Consider the following 18,246-nt stretch of genomic DNA (forward strand, 5'->3'; position numbering starts at 1 on the left):
TTGTATTCGAAAGGCACCATGAAATCATCCGCAAGCCTGTATCACACCTTCCGCGCCGCGCTGCTGTTCGCGCTGGCATTGTGCAGCATCCATGCCGTGGCGGCGCCGGGCGGCAGCGCCATCGGCAGTGCGCCGCAGGGCACGCTCGTCATCATCGGTGGCGGCCTGCGCGCCGACAATGCCGAAGTCTGGCAGCGCATCGTCAAGTTGTCGGGCGGGCCAGGCGCGCGCATCGCCGTGCTGGCCTCGGCCGCGATGAACCCTGAAAAATCGGGCGAAAGCATCATCAAAAAGCTGAACCAGTACGGCGCCGACGCCTTTTTCGTGCCGCTGGCCGTCAAGCTGGCGAACAGGGATTACCGCAAGGCGGCCGAAGACCCGGCCATCGTCACGCAGATCAAGTCGGCCAGCGGCATTTATTTTGCCGGCGGCGACCAGGGACGCATCACGCAAGCCTTGCTGCGTCCGGACGGCAGCCGCACGGCCGCGCTGGAAGCCATCTGGTCGGTCTACCGCAACGGCGGCGTGATCGCCGGTTCCAGCGCCGGCGCCGCCATCATGAGCACCACCATGTTTTACGACGCCAAGCCCGTGCTCGACATGCTCAAGATGGGCGTGACGGACGGCCGCGAGATCGCGCCTGGCCTCGGCTTCATCGGCAGCGATGTCTTCGTAGACCAGCATTTGCTGGTGCGCGGGCGCTTTGCGCGCATGATCCCCGTGATGCTGAAAAAAGGCTATCACCTGGGACTGGGCATCGATGAAAACAGCGCCATGGTGGTCGACGCCATGCGCGACGTGGAAGTCATCGGCTACAGCGGCGCCTTGCTGATCGACCTGTCGGGCGCCATCAGCGACCGTGGCGTGAAAAATTTCAATATCAGCAATGCCGCCATCAGCTACCTGGACCGGGGCGATAAATTCAACCTCGTCACGCGCGTGTTTACGCCGTCGCCGGACAAGGCCGACAACAAGCTCGATCCGAACCAGCCAGACATGCGCGAGCCCGTGTTTACCAACGATATCCTCGGCAACAACGCCGTGCTCGACCTGATGGGCAATTTGATCGACAACGCGCAGCAGGAAGCCATCGGCATCGCCTTCGGTAACCCGCGCGACCCGTACCCGGACCTGGGCTTCGAGTTCCGCTTCAGTAAAACGGTCAACAGCGTCGGCTACAGCTCGACCGAGGCGGAAGCGTATTCGGTGCTGAAGCTGCGCCTCGACATCCGCCCCATCCAGCTGCGCCAGCCGCTGTACCGCTACAAGTAAGTGGCGTGCTGGCGCCGCCAGCGCGGCCACGCGGCGATCGTCAGGGCCCGCAGCAGCCACTCGACGGGGCCATACGCATGGCCGCGCAGCCACCAGCGGCTCAGTGGCAGCTGCGCGCAAAAGATGATGGCGGCCAGCGTCAGCGCACCGAGCGGCGACACGCTGCCCATCAGCCGCGCGCCATACGCGAGGAACAGCACGGCGCAGATGGCCGACTGCAGCAGGTAGTTCGACAGGGCCATGCGGCCCGTGTCGGCCAGCAGCGCAAACAGCGTGCCGTCGCGCAGGCGCTCGAACAGCGATAGCGCCAATGCCAGGTAGGCGCCCGCCAGCAACGGAGCGGTGGCCAGGCCCACGGCCAGTCCCGCCACCTGCCATGTCTGGCTGTCACCATACACGGACGTCCACGCATAGAAGGCGGCGCCGGGCAGCCCCGCCAGCGCGCCGGCCCACAGCAGGCGGCGGCGCAGCGGCAGATAATCGCTGGCGTGCAGCAGCATCTCGCGCTTGCCGGCGGCCAGGCCGCACAGGAACATGGCCAGCGCACACGGCGCCTGCACCAGCAGCAGGACGAGCCAGATGTCATTCAGTTCGCGCAGGTGCTGATGGATGACGGCGGCCGGCGTGGCGCGATAGGCGGCCAGCGCGCTTGCCGCCTTTTGCGCCATCGCCACGGCGTTGTCGGCGGTGTCGCCCGCCGGCTGCAGGCTTTGCAGCCAGGCCATGCCCGCCCAGAATGCCACGCAGACGGCGACGAGCGTCAACGCCAGGGACAATGCCTGGCGTTCGCCGCAGCGGTGCAGCGCCAGCAGCACGATGCCCAGCAATGCGTAGGTCGTGAGTATGTCGCCGTGGAACAGGAGCACGGCATGCAGGGCGCCGATCAGCCACAGGCCCGCCTGGCGACGCAGCATGCGTGGCACGAACGGCGCCTCGGCGCGCGCGGCCGCCTGCATCTGCAAGGTGAAGCTGTAGCCGAACAGGAAGGAAAACAGCAGGTAGAACTTGGTCTCGAACAGCAGCGCGACGAGGAAGTGGGTGGCGCGGTCCACGCCGCCGGGAAAGGCGGGATCGGTCAAGCCCAGGCCGAACCAGGGCGTGGCGAAGGCGCCGATATTGACGACCAAAATACCGAACAGGGCGCAGCCGCGCAGGGCGTCGACGTCGGCGATGCGCGCGGGCTGCGTTTGCATGACGGCGCTCATGCCAGGGCAGGGCGCAGGAAGCGCGCCAACAGCAGGTGCAGGCTGGCGCGTTGCGCCAGCGGTGCATAACGGGGATCGACGGCGACCCGGTTGAAGATGCCGTCGATCAGCGCGGCGATCCAGCTGGCCGTTTGCGCCGCGTCCAGCGCGGCGTCGACCTGGCCTCCTGCGGCCGCCTCTTCCAGCAAGGCTTGCAGGCCGCCGCGCAGGCTGGCGTCGTTGCGCGCCACCCTGGCCGCGATATCCGTGTCGCGCATCGCTTCGGCGGCAATGTCCAGCGCCAGTCCCGCAAAATCCGCGTCGGCCGCCAGCGCCAGCACCAAATCCATGAAGTCGAGCAGTGCGCCGTAGGCATCGGCGCTGCCTTGCACGCCGGCGAAGTAGGCGGCCGTCTCGCTGCCTTCCTGGTCGACGATGGCGGCGATGATGGCTTGTTTGCTGGGGAAGTAATGAAACAGATTGCCGGGACTCATGCCCGCTTGCGCGCAGATGGCGGCGGTGCTGGTCTGGTGAAAGCCCTTGCGCGCAAAGCAGTGGCGCGCGGCGGCGAGAATGGCGTCGCGGCGGGCCGCGTGTTTATCGGGATCGATGGTGCGCATGGATTTGCCTTTAATTAATCGACTGGTCAGTCTAATATAGGCCGATTGGCTCGCGTGGTCAAGCGAACCGGCTGAAAAGGGCGCTTTGCACGCTCGCTTCCTGTCGCTACAATGTGCCGCAGCGGTTTTTCCCGCGCCTGCCGGCAGGCCCGCCGATTGTTTGGAAAACCGTTCCCTTCACCTGTTTTTCTACCGTTTTAGGAATGACATGCAGCAGACTCCGATTCGATCCTTCCTCTGCGCGCTGGCGCTGGCCTTCGGCATCGTCCCTGCCGCGCACGCTGCCAGTGTCGCCCAGCCGGCCACCATGCGCCTCGATTACCAGCACAGCGGCAATGCGCTGGGCGAGCATTATGCGGTCGAGCGCGTGCTGGTCGAGCCCCTGCCATGGCCGGGCAACCTGGCGCGTCCCATCGACGACAGCAACCGCGGCAACAACCTGCTGGAAGTGGTCGACATCAAGTCGGGCAAAGTGCTGTACTCGCGCGGTTTTTCCACCATCTTCGGCGAATGGGCCAGCACCGATGAAGCGAAAACCACGACGCGCGCCTTCCAGGAATCCGTGCGCTTCCCGCAGCCCGAGCACCCCGTGCGCGTGCGCATCCTGAAACGCGACGAGCGCGGCCTGTTTTCCGTGGTGTGGAGCACCGATGTCGATCCTGCCGCGCAGGACGTGATCCGCAAGCAGCCGCCGGCGCCCGTCAAGCCGATCCCGATCCGCATCAGTGGTCCATCCAGCGACAAGGTCGACCTGCTGATCATGGGCGATGGCTACACGGCGGCCGAAATGGGCAAGTTCGAAGCGACGGCGCGCAAGCTGGCCGACCATCTTTTCACCGTCTCGCCATTCCGCGAGCGGGCCAATGATTTTAATGTGTGGGCCATGGCCTTGCCGACGCAGGAATCGGGCGTGTCGCGCCCTTCGACGGGCGTGCATCACGCGTCACCCTTGGGCACGCGCTACGACATCTTCGGCAGCGAGCGTTATGTGCTGACGACGGACAACCGCGCACTGCGCGACCTGGCGCAGTACGCGCCGTATGAGTTCATTGAAATCCTCGTCAATAACGATACCTATGGCGGCGGCGGCATCTTCGGGCAGTTCAGCACGGCGGCGGCGAACAATGACTGGGCCAACTACCTGTTCGTGCATGAATTCGGCCACCATTTCGCCGGCCTGGCCGACGAGTACTACACTTCGCCCGTGGCCTATCAGTCGAATGGCGAGCGCCAGGAACCGTGGGAGCCGAACGCCACCGCCCTGCGCGATCCGGCCAGGCTGAAATGGAAGAACCATGTGAAGGCGGGCACGCCGCTGCCCACGCCGTGGCCGAAGGAAGCGTACGACAGCCATGCGCGCGAATATCAGCAGCAGCGCGCCGCCCTGCGCGCGGCCAACCGTCCCGAAAGCGAGATGAGCGATTTGTTCAAGGCCGACCTGGCGTACACGCAGCAGCTGTTCTCGAAGGCGCCGCAGCGCCATGCGGTGGGCGCCTTCGAAGGCGCGAACTACGAGTCGTCCGGCTACTACCGTCCCGAGATGCAGTGCATCATGTTCGACCGCAGCGAGACGTTCTGCTCCGTGTGCCAGGATGGCATCAGCACCATCATCGACCTGTATTCGCGTCCCGCCCCGGCATCGGGCAAATAAGACCGCTTCTGTCATTCCCATAAGCAGTGAGGCAAGGCGGGCCATGTTGCAACGCAATAGCATGGCCCCCATTTTTTACCATTTTCCGCCTGGCGCCTCGCGCCATGGCGCAGCACAGCTTGTTTTCCAGGCAATCTCCCCTTCCTTTGCGCGGCCGCTTTTACGCACGCCAGCCCCATGTTGCTATCAAATGAGCACCGCGATTCGCTTGCTTGTCAATTAGTTCATTTAAATAATATTGATGTAGAATTTGATGTATATCAATGTTGCATTGCCGCAATCGCACTTATAGTTGACCTAGCTCAAAAGCGTTATGCATGCGGACCGGCCTCATCGCGAATCACGTATCTAAATGCTGTAGAGTAATTTTCGCCCCGCACCAGTTCCCCGAAAATGCACTGGTGCGTGCCTCGAATTTCAGTGACGGAAGCCGATTCATGAAGATGCAGACCCCCGCGCCTGACGCGTGCAGTACCTTACACCCCCACTCTCCGATTGCCTTGCCGTATGCGCGCGCCGGCGGCGTGACCCTGGCCATGTGCGCCGCCGCCATGCATGCCGGCGCCGTGCGCTGCGTGCAGGCGGCCACGCCGTGGCCCGCCCTGCGTCCACTTCAGGCATGACGGCCCCCTTGCGGCACCTGCCTTTGCAGGGCAAGCGGGGTCTGGTGGTGGGCATTGCCAACACGCAAAGCATCGCCTGGGGCTGCGCCAGCGCTCTGCGCGCGGCCGGCGCCGAACTGGCCGTGACCTGGCTCAATGACAAGGCCAGGCCGCACGTGGAGCCGCTGGCGCAGCAAGTGCAGGCGGCCATCATGGCGCCGCTCGACGTGGCTGTGCCGGGCCAATTGGAAGCGCTGTTCGCGCAGATCGAACGGCAGTGGGGACGGCTCGATTTCGTTGTCCACTCCATCGCCTATGCGCCGAAGCAGGACCTGCATGGTCGCGTGACGGACAGTTCCGCCGACGGCTTTGCGCAGGCGATGGATGTCTCCTGCCACTCCTTCATGCGCATGGCGAAACTGGCCGAACCGCTGATGCCGGACGGCGGCAGCTTGACCACCATGAGTTACCTGGGCGCCGAGGAAGTCATCGCCGACTATGGCGTGATGGGTCCCGTAAAAGCGGCGCTGGAAGCGTCGGTGCGCTACCTCGCTGCGGAACTGGGCCCGCAAGGCATCCGCGTGAACGCCATTTCGCCCGGTCCCCTGGAGACGCGGGCCGCTTCCGGCATCGCCCATTTCGACCGCCTGATGGCTGACGCCATCGAACGCTCGCCCATGCGGCGCCTGGCCACCATCGAGGACGTGGGCGCGCTGTGCGCCTTCCTCGCCGGTGACGGCGCGCGCGCCATCACGGGCGGCACCCTGTATGTCGATGGCGGCTACAACATTCTGAATTGACTGGAAGATGATGACCAAGGCTGTTTTTACTTTGCCACACCGCGCCAGGATGGCCGCGCTGGCCACCACGCTGGCCCTGGCCGGCTGCGCCTCGATGGCGCCGCCGTATGCGCCACCGCCGCCACCCGTGGCGGCGCAGTACCCGGAAACCGATACGGCCGGCGCAAGCGCGCCCGACGTCGCCTGGCAAGCCTACTTTGCCGACCCGCGCCTGCAGGCGATGATTGCGCAGGCGCTGGCCAGCAACCGCGACATCCGCATCGCCGCCCTGCGCGTGGAAGAGGCGCGCGCCGCGTATGGCATCGTGCGCGCGGAACAGTTTCCCACCATCGCGCTGGGCGCCTCCGGCAGCCGCGCGCGCGTGCCGGCCGACCTGAGTCCGACGGGCCGCGCCATGACGAGCGCGCAGTACCAAACGGGCTTGAACGTGAGCGCCTGGGAACTCGATTTCTGGGGCAGGGTGCGCAGCCTGAAGGACAGCGCGCTGCAAACCCTGCTGGCCAGCGACGAGGCGCGCCGCGCCGTCGGCGTGGCCCTGGTGGCGCAGGTGGCCAATGGCTACCTGGGCTTGCGCGAACTCGATGAACGGGTGGAACTGGCGCGCGCCACGGTCGACAGCCGCGCCGAATCGCTGCGCATCTTCACGCGCCGTTTTGAAGTCGGGTCGATTTCCAAGCTGGACTTGACGCAGGTGGAAACCCTGCTCAGCCAGGCCCTCTCGCTGTCGGCCCAGCTGGAGCAGGCGCGCGCCGTGCAGGCGCATGCGCTGGCGCAGTTGGTGGGCGGCCCCGTCGACCTGACGCCGGTGGCTGGTGAGGTGAGTCGCTTCGACGACGCCAGCGTGCTGCAGCCGCTGCATGCGGGCCTGCCCTCGGCTTTGCTCACGCAGCGCCCCGACCTGATCGCGGCCGAACACCAGTTGCGCGCCGCGCAAGCCAATATCGGCGCCGCGCGCGCCGCCTTCTTCCCGACGATTTCGCTGACGGCTGCCTACGGCACGGCCAGCGCGGAATTGAACGGCCTGTTCGATTCGGGCAGCGGCGCCTGGAATCTCGCGCCGCGCCTGGTGCTGCCGATCTTTGACGCGGGCCGCCTGCGCGCGAATATGGACCTGGCCGAAGTGCGCCGCGACGTGGCCGTGGCCAATTATGAAAAGAGCGTGCAGGGCGCCTTCCGCGAAGTGGCCGATGCGCTGTCGAACCGGCGCTGGCTGGCGCTGCAGGTCGACATCGGCAAGACGACCCTGGCCGCGCAGAGCGAACGGGCGCGCCTGGCCAAGCTGCGCTACGACAATGGCGCCGCGCCCTACCTGGAAGTGCTCGATGCGCAGCGCGACTTGCTGACGGTGGAGCAGCAGCTGGTGCAGACGCGCCGCGCGTTGCTGTCGAGCCAGGTCAGCCTGTATGCCGCCCTGGGCGGCGGCACACCCGTCGCCTCCGCCGCCGCTTCCACCCACTAATTTGATCGCCCCGATACCATGAATGCTCAATTGAAGAAAAAACTCATCCCCGCGGCGCTGGTCGTGGCCGTTCTCGTGCTGGGCTATGTGGCCTGGCAAAAAATGCGTCCCACGGGCCCTGGCGAAGGTTTTGTCAGCGGCAATGGCCGTATCGAAGCGACGGAAGTCGACGTCGCCACCAAGCTGGCGGGCCGGGTCAAGGAGATCCTCGTGCGCGAGGGCGACTTCGTCAAGGCGGGCCAGCCGCTGGCCAGCATGCAGGTCGATTCGCTGACGGCCCAGCGCGACGAGGCGCGCGCGCGCCAGCAGCAGGCGCTGGACGCCGTGGTCGGCGTGCAGGCGCAGGTGGCCGTGCGCGAAAGCGACAAGGCGGCCGCGCTGGCCATGGTGGCGCAGCGCGAAAGCGAACTCGATGCGGCCAAACGCCGCCTGGCCCGCTCCGAAACCTTGTCGAAAGAGGGCGCTTCCTCGGTGCAGGAACTCGACGACGACCGCGCCCGCGTGCGCAGCGTGGCCGCCGCCCTGAATGCGGCCAAGGCGCAAGTGACGGCGGCGCAAGCGGCCATCGACGCGGCAAAAGCGCAGGTGGTCGGCTCGCGCTCCGCCGTCGTCGCAGCCGAGGCGACCACGGCGCGCATCGATGCCGACCTGGCCGACGGCCAGTTGGCGGCGCCGCGCGACGGCCGCGTGCAATATCTGGTGGCGCAGCAGGGCGAAGTGCTGGCGGGCGGTGGCAAGGTGCTCAACCTGGTCGACCTGTCGGACGTCTACATGACCTTCTTCCTGCCCGAGACGGCGGCCGGCAAGGTGGCGCTGGGCGGCGAAGTGCGCATCATCCTCGATGCGGCGCCGAACTATGTGATTCCCGCGACGATCTCGTTTGTCGCCGCCAGCGCGCAGTTCACGCCAAAAACCGTGGAAACGGCCAGCGAACGCCAGAAACTGATGTTCCGCGTGAAAGCGCAGATCAGCCGCGAGCTGCTGCAAAAGCATCTGGCCCTCGTCAAAGTGGGCTTGCCCGGCGTGGCCTGGGTGCGTCTCGATGCCAAGCAGCCATGGCCCGCTGAACTGACGGCCAAGGTCCCGCAGTGACCGTGGCTTCCATTTCACCAGTCGTCAGCATCAAGGGCGTCAGCCAGCATTACGGCAAGACGGTGGCGCTGGACGGCATCGACCTCGACGTGCCGGCCGGCCGTATGGTGGGCCTGATCGGGCCCGATGGCGTGGGCAAATCGAGTCTGCTGTCGCTGGTGGCCGGCGCGCGCGCCGTGCAGCAGGGCACAGTGATGGCGCTCGGCGGCGACATGCGCGACGCGCGCCACCGCGACGACGTTTGCCCCCGCATCGCCTACATGCCGCAGGGCCTGGGCAAGAATCTGTATCCGACCCTGTCGGTCGAGGAAAACCTGCAGTTTTTCGCGCGCCTGTTCGGCCACGACGCGGCCGAACGCCGCCGCCGCATCGACCAGCTGACCCGCAGCACGGGCTTGCAGTCCTTCCTTGCGCGTCCGGCCGGCAAGCTGTCAGGCGGCATGAAGCAGAAGCTGGGCCTGTGCTGCGCGCTGATCCACGATCCGGACCTGCTGATTCTCGATGAACCGACCACCGGCGTCGATCCGCTGGCGCGCGCGCAGTTCTGGGACCTGATAGCCGGCATCCGCGTGCAGCGCCCGCAAATGAGCGTGATGGTGGCCACGGCCTACATGGACGAGGCGCAGCGCTTCGATTGGCTCGTGGCCATGGATGACGGCAAGGTGCTCGATACGGGCACGCCGGCCGAACTGCTGGCGCGCACGCAAAGCGATACCCTGGAAGCGGCCTTCATCAAGCTGCTGCCGGAAGCCAAGCGCGCTGGCCACCAGCCTGTGGTGATCACGCCGCTGGACGCGGCCAGCGCGCAGGACGTCGCCATCGAGGCGCAGGATCTGACCATGCGCTTCGGCGATTTCACGGCCGTCGACCATGTGAATTTCCGCATCGGCCGCGGCGAGATCTTCGGCTTTCTCGGTTCGAACGGCTGCGGCAAGTCGACCACCATGAAAATGCTCACGGGCCTGCTGCCGGCCACGGAAGGCAAGGCCTGGCTGTTCGGCAAGGAGGTCGACTCCAGCGATATCGACACGCGCCGCCGGGTCGGCTACATGTCGCAGGCCTTCTCGCTGTACAGCGAGCTGACGGTGCGCCAGAACCTGGTGCTGCACGCGCGCCTGTTCCACGTGCCAGAGGGCGAAATAGGGGCGCGCATCGCCGAGATGGCGCAGCGCTTCGATTTGCGCGCGGTGATGGACGACTTGCCTGACAGCCTGCCGCTGGGCATACGCCAGCGGCTGTCCTTGGCCGTGGCCATGGTGCACAAGCCGGAAATGCTGATCCTCGATGAGCCGACGTCCGGCGTCGACCCGATCGCGCGCGACAATTTCTGGCGCCTGATGATCGAGCTGGCGCGGCGCGACCACGTCACCATTTTCATTTCCACCCACTTCATGAACGAGGCCGAGCGCTGCGACCGCATCTCGCTGATGCACGCGGGTAAAGTGCTGGTCAGCGATGCGCCGGCCGAACTGGTGCGCAAGAAGGGCGCGCCGTCGCTGGAAGCGGCCTTCATCGCCTACCTGGAAGAGGCGGGCGGCGGTACGGCAGCCGCCGAAGCGCAGGAAAGCGAGGCGCCCGTGCAGAAGGCTGAAGCGGCCGCACCACAGCAGAAGCACCGGCGCAGCCGCTTCAGCCTGGGCCGCATGCTCAGCTACATGTGGCGAGAGACGCTGGAGCTGCGGCGCGATCCCGTGCGCCTGACCCTGGCGCTGGGCGGCTCCGTGCTGCTGCTGTTCGTCATCGGCTTCGGCATCAGCCTCGACGTCGAGGACTTGAGCTACGCGGTGCTCGACCACGACCAGACGACGTTGAGCCAGAATTACACGAATAACCTGGCCGGCTCGCGCTACTTCGTCGAGCGCCCGCCCCTGCGCGACTATGCCGATATCGACAAGCGCATGCGCAGCGGCGAACTGTCGCTGGCCATCGAGATTCCGCCCGGCTTTGCGCGCGACGTGCAGCGCGGCGCGCCGGCGCAGGTGGGCGCGTGGATCGATGGCGCCATGCCGATGCGCGCGGAAACCGTGCAAGGCTACGTGCAGGGCATGCACCAGCTGTGGCTGGCCGACCAGGCCTTGCACCGTTACGGCATCAAGATGAACAACCCCGTCGCCATCCAGACCCGCTACCGCTACAACCCCGACGTGAAAAGCCTGCCGGCCATGGTGCCGGCCGTGATTCCCTTGCTGCTGCTGATGCTGCCGGCCATGCTGGCGGCGCTGTCCGTGGTGCGCGAAAAGGAACTCGGTTCCATCATCAACCTGTACGTGACGCCCGTCACGCGCCTGGAATTCTTGCTTGGCAAGCAGGTGCCATATGTGGCGCTGGCCATGTTCAACTTCCTCCTCATGGCGCTGCTGGCGGTCACCGCCTTCGGCGTGCCGATCAAGGGCAGCTTGCTGACCTTGATCGGCGCCACTTTCATCTTCAATATCTGCGCCACCGGCATTGGCCTGTTCGCCTCGACCTTTACGCGCAGCCAGATCGCGGCCCTGTTCGTGACGATGATCGGCACCATGATCCCGGCCATCCAGTTTTCCGGCCTGCTCAATCCCGTCTCGTCGATGGAAGGCGTGGGCAAGGCCATCGGCCTGATGTACCCGGCCACGCACATGCTCAATATCAGCCGGGGCGTGTTCAACAAGGCGCTGGGCTTTGGCGACCTGCACGCCTCGTTCTGGCCATTGATCATCGCCATCCCCGTGATCCTCGGCGTGACCGTGGCGCTGCTGAAGAAACAGGAGAGCTGATATGCGCCACCTTGAAAATATCTACCGCCTGGGCGTGAAGGAAATCTGGAGCCTGATCCGCGATCCGATGATGCTGATCCTGATTCTCTACACGTTTACTTTGGCCATCTACGTGGCCGCCACGGCCAAGCCGGAAACTCTGCACATGGCGTCGATCGCCATCGTCGACGAGGATGGCTCGCCGCTGTCCGGGCGCATCGCCTTGGCCTTCTTCCCGCCGCAGTTCACGCCGCCGGCCATGATCAACCAGAGCCAGGTCGATGCGGGCCTGGACGCGGGCCAGTACACCTTCGTGCTGACGATACCGCCCAAGCTGCAGGCGGACGTGCTGGGCGGACGCCAGGCGGAGCTGCAGCTGAACGTGGACGCCACGCGCATGAGCCAGGCCTTCAGCGGCAGCGGCTACATCCAGCAGATCGTCGCCGGTGAAATCTCCGAATTCGCCAAACGTTATCGCGGTGCGACCGTCTCGCCCGTGGAACTGGTGATGCGTGCGCGCTTCAACCCGTCGCTGAGCCAGGCGTGGTTTGGCTCGCTGATGGAGCTCATCAACCAGGTGACGATGCTGTCGATCATTTTGACGGGGGCGGCGCTGATACGCGAGCGCGAACACGGCACCATCGAGCACTTGCTGGTGATGCCCGTGACGCCGGCGGAGATCATGCTGGGCAAGGTCTGGTCGATGGGCCTCGTGGTGCTGCTGGCCGCCGCCCTGTCGCTGAACCTTGTGGTGCGCGGCATGCTGCACGTGCCCATCGAAGGCTCGATCGCGCTGTTCCTGTGCGGCGCGGCACTGCACTTGTTTGCCACCACGTCGATGGGCATTTTCCTCGCCACCGTGGCGCGCAGCATGCCGCAGTTCGGCATGCTCCTGATCCTCGTGCTGCTGCCGCTGCAGATGCTGTCCGGCGGCAGCACGCCGCGCGAAAGCATGCCCGAGCTGGTGCAGAACATCATGCTGATCGCGCCGACCACGCATTTCGTCGAATTGAGCCAGGCGATTCTGTACCGGGGCGCCGGCATCGATGTGGTGTGGAAGCCGTTCCTGGCCCTGCTGGCCATCGGCACGGCCCTGTTCACGTTTGCCCTTGCCCGTTTTCGCAAGACCATCAGCCAGATGGCATAGCTCCCGCGCCGGAATGGTCCGGCGTTTTTTGCATGAAAAGGATAGCCATGAAGATCGAAGCTGCACCATTTTTCTCCACCGGCGGCTTGCCGTCGCTGGGCGTGCTGGGCGACTATGCGCGCGACTCGTGGCAGCGCATCGTGCTGTATGCGGACGTGATGCGCCGGCGCGGCAACCAGTACCAGGAGCACATGGCCGAGGAAGTGCCGAACGTGCTGGACTTCCCCGCCGAACTGGTGCTGTCGGGCCTGGAGCTGGCGCGCCCCGTCAACTATGGCCTGGCGCGCATCCTGACGCCCGATGCGCCCGAACCCGATCCATCGAAGCGCCCCTTCGTCGTCGTCGATCCGCGCGCGGGACACGGTCCCGGCATCGGCGGTTTCAAGGCCGAGAGCGAGATCGGCGTGGCCCTGCGCGCCGGCCACCCGTGCTACTTCATCGGCTTCCTGCCCGATCCCGTGCCGGGACAGACGGTGGAAGACGTGATGCACGCCGAGGCGGCCTTCCTGGAAAAAGTCATCGCCCTGCATCCGCTCAGCGAGGGTAAACCCGTCGTCATCGGCAATTGCCAGGCGGGCTGGCAAATCCTCATGACGGCGGCCATGCGCCCGGAATTGTTCGGCCCCATCATCGTGGCCGGCGCGCCCGTGTCGTACTGGGCCGGCTGGCATGGCCGCAATCCGATGCGCTACGCGGGCGGCCTGATGGGCGGCAGCTGGGCCACGGCCTTGGCGGGCGACCTGGGCAAGGGCCGCTTCGACGGCGCCAGCCTGGTGCAGAATTTCGAAAAGCTCAATCCGGCCAATACCCTGTGGGGCAAGCAGTACAACCTGTACGCGAACATCGACACGGAAGCGCCACGCTACCTGGAATTCGAAAAATACTGGGGCGGCCACGTCTTTCTGAACGACGTCGAGATGCAGTACATCGTCGACAATCTGTTCATCGGCAACCGCCTGGCCACGGCTGAATTGATCACCTCGGATGGCGTGCGCCTGGATTTGCGCAACATCCGTTCGCCCATCGTCGTGTTCTGCTCGAATGGCGACAACATCACGCCGCCGCCGCAGGCCCTGGGCTGGATCACGGACCTGTACCGCGACGACAAGGACGTGCTGCTGCACGACCAGACCATCGTCTACGCCGTGCATGACAGCATCGGCCACCTGGGCATTTTTGTGTCGGCCAAGGTGGGGCACAAGGAACACCAGAAATTCGCCAGCAATATCGACCTGATCAACCTGCTGCCGGCCGGCATCTACGAAGCGCGGATCGTCGACAAGACGCCCGATACGCCGAACGCGGACCTGGCCAGCGGCGACTATGTGCTGCAGGTCGAGCACCGCGGCATCGACGACGTGCGCGCCATCGTGCAGCCGAGCGTGGAAAACGACCGCAAGTTCGCCGCCGCCGCGCGCGTGTCCGAAGTGAACCTGGCCCTGTACCGCACGTTTGCGCAGCCGTGGGTGCGCGCCATGGTCACGCCGCAATCGGCGCGCTTTTTGCAGCTCGCGCATCCGCTGCGCGTGTCGTACGAGCGCTGGACGGACCACAATCCGCTCGCCAGGCTGGTGGCCAAAGAGGCCGACAAAGTGCGCGCCCAGCGCCAGCCCGTATCGCCCGATAACCCGCTGCTGGCCATGCAGGAAGCCATTTCCGGCGCCATCACGGCTGGCTTGAACGGCTGGCGCGACTGGCGCGATACGGTGCAGGAAACCACCTTCGACCTGGTGTACGGTTCACCCCTGGTGCAGGCGCTGACGGGACAAGCCATCGGCGACACGACGCCGCCGCGCCCGCATCCCGGCATCTCGCCCGAGCATGGTGAATACGTGCGCTGCGAAACGCGCAAGATGGACGAGGACATGCAGCGCGGCGGCCTGGTGGAAGCGGCCGTGCGCGCGCTGTTCTACATCTACCGCTTCCGCATGATCGCCGACGAGCGCAGGGTCAACCTGGCCCTCAAACTGATCAAGCCGCAATACCGGCAGGATGTCAACATGGAGGAATTCCGCGGCATCGTGCGCCAGCAGGCGCGCCTGATGCTGCATGATTTCGATACCGCCATCGCCGCCTTGCCGGACTTGCTGTCGCGCGCCAGGCCGGACGACATCGGCGCGCTGGCCGAGTGGCTGCAGCAAGTGCTGCAAGTACCCGAGGCGCCGACGCCGGACGAGGAAGCGAGCCTGCAGCAGATGCTGGACGTCTTTGACCGCGCGGTCAAGGAGCAGCAGTCGGTTGTGCGCGCATCCAGGACTGAACCGAAAGCCAGACCGGCCAAACACATTACTCCTGCCTAGAAGACCACGATGACTACTACCCAAGACGATGATCTGAATATCGTACGCAACCGCACCTTCGACCAGATCGCCATCGGCGACACGGCCAGCATCACGCGCACCCTGAGCATGGACGACATCGCTCTGTTCGCGGTGATGTCGGGCGACGACAACCCGCAGCACCTCGATACGGAATTTGCCGCCGCCACCCGCTACGAAGGCGTGATCGCCCACGGCATGTGGGGCGCGGCCCTCATTTCCGCCGTGCTGGGCACGCGCCTGCCCGGCGCCGGCACCGTCTACACGGGGCAGACCCTGCGCTTTTTGCAGCCCGTGCGCGTGGGCGATACGCTGGCCATCAGCGTCACCGTCACGGCGCGCGAGCCGCGCAACCGCCACGTGACCCTGGCTTGCCGCTGCGTCAACCAGCATGGCGCCGTGGTGCTCGACGGCGAAGCGCAGGTGATCGCGCCCGCCGAACAGATCGAACGCAAGCGCGCCACCCTCCCCGAAGTACGCCTGCATAACGGCGACGGCACGCGCCGCCTGCTGGAGCAGGCGCGCACCCTGGGCCCGATCAGGGTGGCCGTGATCCACCCCTGCGATGAACTGAGCCTGGCGGGCGCGCTGGACGCCTATGCGGCTGGCCTGATCACGCCCGTGCTGGTGGCGCCGCGCGCGCGCCTGGAAGCGGTGGCGCTGGCGGCGGGCCTGAGCCTGGAAGGCATCGCCATCGAGGACGTCGAGCATAGCCATGCGGCCGCCGCGCGCGGCGCCGAACTGGCGGGCAAGGGCGAAGTGGAAGCCTTGATGAAGGGCAGCCTGCACACGGATGAACTGATGTCGGCCGTACTGTCGGCCAGCGCCGGCCTGCGCACCAAGCGCCGCATCAGCCACTGCTTCCTGATGCAGACACCCGCGTATCCGCGCCCCTTCATCATCACGGACGCGGCCATCAATATCGCGCCCAACCTGGCCATGAAGGCCGACATCGTGCGCAACGCCATCGACCTGGCGCACGTGATCGGCGTGGTCTGCCCGCGCGTGGCCATCCTGGCCGCCGTGGAAACGGTGAATGCGGACATGCCGGCCACGCTGGACGCGGCCGCCCTGTGCAAGATGGCCGACCGTGGCCAGATCACGGGCGCCATCCTCGACGGCCCGTTGGCTTTTGATAACGCCGTGTCGATCGCCGCCGCCACCGTCAAGGGCATCGTCTCGGAAGTGGCTGGCCGTGCCGACATCTTGCTGGTGCCCGATCTGGAAAGCGGCAATATGCTGGCCAAGCAGCTCGAATACATGGGCGACGCGGACAGCGCCGGCATCGTGCTGGGCGCGAAAATCCCCGTCATCCTCACCAGCCGCGCCGACTCGCGCGCCAGCCGCATCGCCTCGTGCGCCATCGCCGTGATGCTGGCCAACCATTACCGGAGCACGCCGCCATGAACGCAGCAGTCCAACATGCCGATGGCGCCCTGATCCTGGTGCTCAATTGCGGCTCGTCGAGCATCAAGTTCGCCCTGTTCGAGCAGGCGGGCGGCGTGCTGCCGCAGCAGGCGCAATGGAGCGGCAAGGTCGAAGGCATCGGCCGCGAAAACGCCACCTACCGGGCCGGCGGTTTGCCGGCAGTCGCCTTGCAGCTCGATCCGGCGCAGCCGCATCACGCGGCGCTCGAATACATCCGCGCGCAAGTGGTGGCGCAGCTGGACGGGCGTTCCTTGCGCGCCGTGGCGCACCGCGTGGTGCATGGCGGCAGCAAGTATTTCGCCCCCGTGCGCATCGATTTCAAGGTGCTGGCCGACCTGAAAAGTTATGTGCCGCTGGCGCCCCTGCACCAGCCGTTCGCGCTCGAAGCGATCGAGGTGCTGCTCGAATCGCGGCCCGACATCGCCCAGGTGGCGTGCTTCGATACGGCCTTCCACCACACGGTGCCGCAGGTCGAGCAGATGCTGGCCCTGCCTTACGATGCGTGGGAGCGGGGCTTGCGCCGCTATGGCTTCCACGGCCTGTCGTACGAATACCAGTCGCTGGTGCTGGAGCAGCGTTTTGGCGCCGTCGCGCGCGGCAAGGTCATCGTCGCCCACCTGGGCAGCGGCGCCAGCCTGTGCGCCATGGATAATTTGCATAGCGTGGCCACCACCATGGGCTTTTCCGCGCTCGACGGCCTGATGATGGGCACGCGCTGCGGTTCGCTCGATCCGGGCGCCGTGATCTACCTGATGGAAATCGAAAAACTGTCGCTGGAAAAAGTGGCGCATGTGCTGTACCACGAATCGGGCTTGCTGGGCGTGTCGGGCGTGTCGGCCGATCCGCCGGTGCTGCTGGCGCAGCAGGACCGGCAAGATGCCACGGGCGAGCGCATCCGCGCCGCGCTGGCCTTGTATATCCGCCGCATCGTGCGCGAGATCGGCGCCCTGACCGCCGTGCTGGGTGGCCTGGACATGCTGGTGTTTACGGCCGGTATCGGCGAGCACAGCGCCGAGCTGCGCCAGCGCATCTGCGCCGAACTGGGGTTCATCGGCCCCGTGCTCGATGCGCAGGCCAATGCGCGCAACGCCAGCCGTATTTCCACCGATGCCAGCCGCATCGTGGTGGGCGTGGAGCCGGCGAATGAGGAGTGGGTGGCTGCCCGCCATGCGGCCTTGGCCGTGGGCGCATGAGGAACTGAGACCTGCATCGCACCCAATGGGAAATTTGCTGATTTGCACATATTTTCCGTTGAGTGCGCTAACGCACTGTGTGGTTTGCCCGTTATCTTTACTATGAAGTCATGCCATTGCGCTACATCAAGAAACAGCGCGATGCCTGGCAAATTTTGAACATTTTGCCCGCCTTTAGTAAGAATAAAATTAAACCATATTGAAAGGTCTCATCATGAACAAATTACTCGCCGCCCTGATCGCCACCCTGTTTGCCACCGCTGCCATCGCGCAAACGCCAGTTACCCCAGCCGTTGCCAGCGCTCAGGCGTCTGCGCAGCATGACATCAACAAGGCTGCCAACAAGGAAGCCAAAGTCGATGCCAAGGCTGACGCCAACGTCGCCAAGGCTGAAATGAAGGCTGACGAAAAGAAAGCCGATGCCCAGCACAAGGCGAACAAAACCAAGGCCAAGGCCCACGACAAAGTGGTCGATGCCGATCCGGAAGACAAGATGAAGGCGCAAGCCAAGGCTGACAAGGCCGCCGCCAAGGCCGATGCGAAAGCGGGCAAAACCGCCGTGAAAGCGGACGCCAAGGTCGCCAAGGAAAAAGTGGAAGCGAACGCCGATAAAGCCATCGCCGCCACCAAGACGGAAGAAGTCAAGGCCAAGGCAGACGCTGAAGTCAAGGCCGCCGCCGCCAAGTAATTCCCTGTTTGCGGGCCACGGCCTGCAAGCCCAAAAGACAGCTTCGGCTGTCTTTTTTTTTCG

14 protein-coding genes are annotated in these 18,246 nt (G+C 65.5%); 12 read left to right on the forward strand and 2 right to left on the reverse strand.

Annotated features, from left to right (window positions below):
* The first annotated feature begins 18 nt into the window (after positions 1 to 18).
* Positions 19 to 1,272 (forward strand): cyanophycinase, encoded by a 1,254-nt coding sequence (locus HWE17_RS00180; protein WP_099401650.1) that lies wholly within the window; start codon positions 19 to 21, stop codon positions 1,270 to 1,272.
* On the opposite strand, the gene HWE17_RS00185 is transcribed toward HWE17_RS00180, so the two are convergent.
* Together HWE17_RS00185 and HWE17_RS00190 are read right to left on the reverse strand one after the other, a co-directional pair.
* The gene (locus HWE17_RS00185) at positions 1,263 to 2,465 is read right to left on the reverse strand and encodes a DUF418 domain-containing protein (protein ID WP_217916665.1); all 1,203 of its coding nucleotides are present in this window, start codon (positions 2,463 to 2,465) and stop codon (positions 1,263 to 1,265) included. The two genes, HWE17_RS00180 and HWE17_RS00185, sit on opposite strands and share 10 nt — an antisense overlap.
* An 8-nt stretch (positions 2,466 to 2,473) precedes the next feature.
* On the reverse strand, positions 2,474 to 3,076 hold the full coding sequence (locus HWE17_RS00190) for a TetR/AcrR family transcriptional regulator (protein WP_176387348.1): 603 nt from the start codon (positions 3,074 to 3,076) through the stop codon (positions 2,474 to 2,476).
* 208 nt (positions 3,077 to 3,284) lie between these two features.
* On the opposite strand from HWE17_RS00190, the gene HWE17_RS00195 reads away from it, so the two are divergent.
* From HWE17_RS00195 to HWE17_RS00245, 11 genes are all read left to right on the forward strand, one after another.
* On the forward strand, positions 3,285 to 4,727 hold the full coding sequence (locus HWE17_RS00195) for an IgA Peptidase M64 (RefSeq protein ID WP_176387349.1): 1,443 nt from the start codon (positions 3,285 to 3,287) through the stop codon (positions 4,725 to 4,727).
* A 437-nt stretch (positions 4,728 to 5,164) separates the two neighbouring features.
* The gene (locus HWE17_RS00200) at positions 5,165 to 5,350 is read left to right on the forward strand and encodes a hypothetical protein (RefSeq protein WP_176387350.1); all 186 of its coding nucleotides are present in this window, start codon (positions 5,165 to 5,167) and stop codon (positions 5,348 to 5,350) included.
* Complete coding sequence (gene fabI, locus HWE17_RS00205) at positions 5,347 to 6,129, forward strand: enoyl-ACP reductase FabI (RefSeq protein ID WP_176387351.1); 783 nt, start codon at positions 5,347 to 5,349, stop codon at positions 6,127 to 6,129. Before HWE17_RS00200 ends, fabI begins: the two co-directional genes overlap by 4 nt.
* Positions 6,130 to 6,139: 10 nt before the next feature.
* Positions 6,140 to 7,588: an efflux transporter outer membrane subunit gene (locus HWE17_RS00210; protein ID WP_176387612.1), complete on the forward strand. Its 1,449-nt coding sequence runs from the start codon at positions 6,140 to 6,142 to the stop codon at positions 7,586 to 7,588.
* 18 nt (positions 7,589 to 7,606) lie between these two features.
* On the forward strand, positions 7,607 to 8,680 hold the full coding sequence (locus tag HWE17_RS00215; protein WP_176387352.1) for an HlyD family secretion protein: 1,074 nt from the start codon (positions 7,607 to 7,609) through the stop codon (positions 8,678 to 8,680).
* A 2-nt stretch (positions 8,681 to 8,682) separates the two neighbouring features.
* A complete protein-coding gene (rbbA, locus tag HWE17_RS00220; RefSeq protein ID WP_369681696.1) occupies positions 8,683 to 11,430 on the forward strand; it encodes a ribosome-associated ATPase/putative transporter RbbA in 2,748 nt (915 codons plus the stop codon).
* Between the two features lies 1 nt (position 11,431).
* Entirely contained in the window at positions 11,432 to 12,556 is a 1,125-nt protein-coding gene (locus HWE17_RS00225; protein WP_176387354.1) for an ABC transporter permease, read from the forward strand.
* A 47-nt stretch (positions 12,557 to 12,603) separates the two neighbouring features.
* A complete protein-coding gene (locus HWE17_RS00230; protein WP_176387355.1) occupies positions 12,604 to 14,856 on the forward strand; it encodes a DUF3141 domain-containing protein in 2,253 nt (750 codons plus the stop codon).
* Positions 14,857 to 14,865: 9 nt separating this feature from the next.
* Positions 14,866 to 16,281, forward strand: coding sequence for a bifunctional enoyl-CoA hydratase/phosphate acetyltransferase (locus HWE17_RS00235; protein WP_176387356.1), 1,416 nt, complete (start codon positions 14,866 to 14,868; stop codon positions 16,279 to 16,281).
* Positions 16,278 to 17,495: an acetate/propionate family kinase gene (locus tag HWE17_RS00240; protein WP_176387357.1), complete on the forward strand. Its 1,218-nt coding sequence runs from the start codon at positions 16,278 to 16,280 to the stop codon at positions 17,493 to 17,495. Before HWE17_RS00235 ends, HWE17_RS00240 begins: the two co-directional genes overlap by 4 nt.
* Before the next feature lie 214 nt (positions 17,496 to 17,709).
* On the forward strand, positions 17,710 to 18,183 hold the full coding sequence (locus tag HWE17_RS00245; protein ID WP_176387358.1) for a hypothetical protein: 474 nt from the start codon (positions 17,710 to 17,712) through the stop codon (positions 18,181 to 18,183).
* The last annotated feature ends 63 nt before the right edge of the window (positions 18,184 to 18,246 follow it).

Origin of the sequence: Janthinobacterium sp. BJB401 (assembly GCF_013372745.1) — a bacterium.
In the GTDB taxonomy this organism is placed as follows: Bacteria; Pseudomonadota; Gammaproteobacteria; order Burkholderiales; family Burkholderiaceae_D; genus Janthinobacterium; species Janthinobacterium rivuli.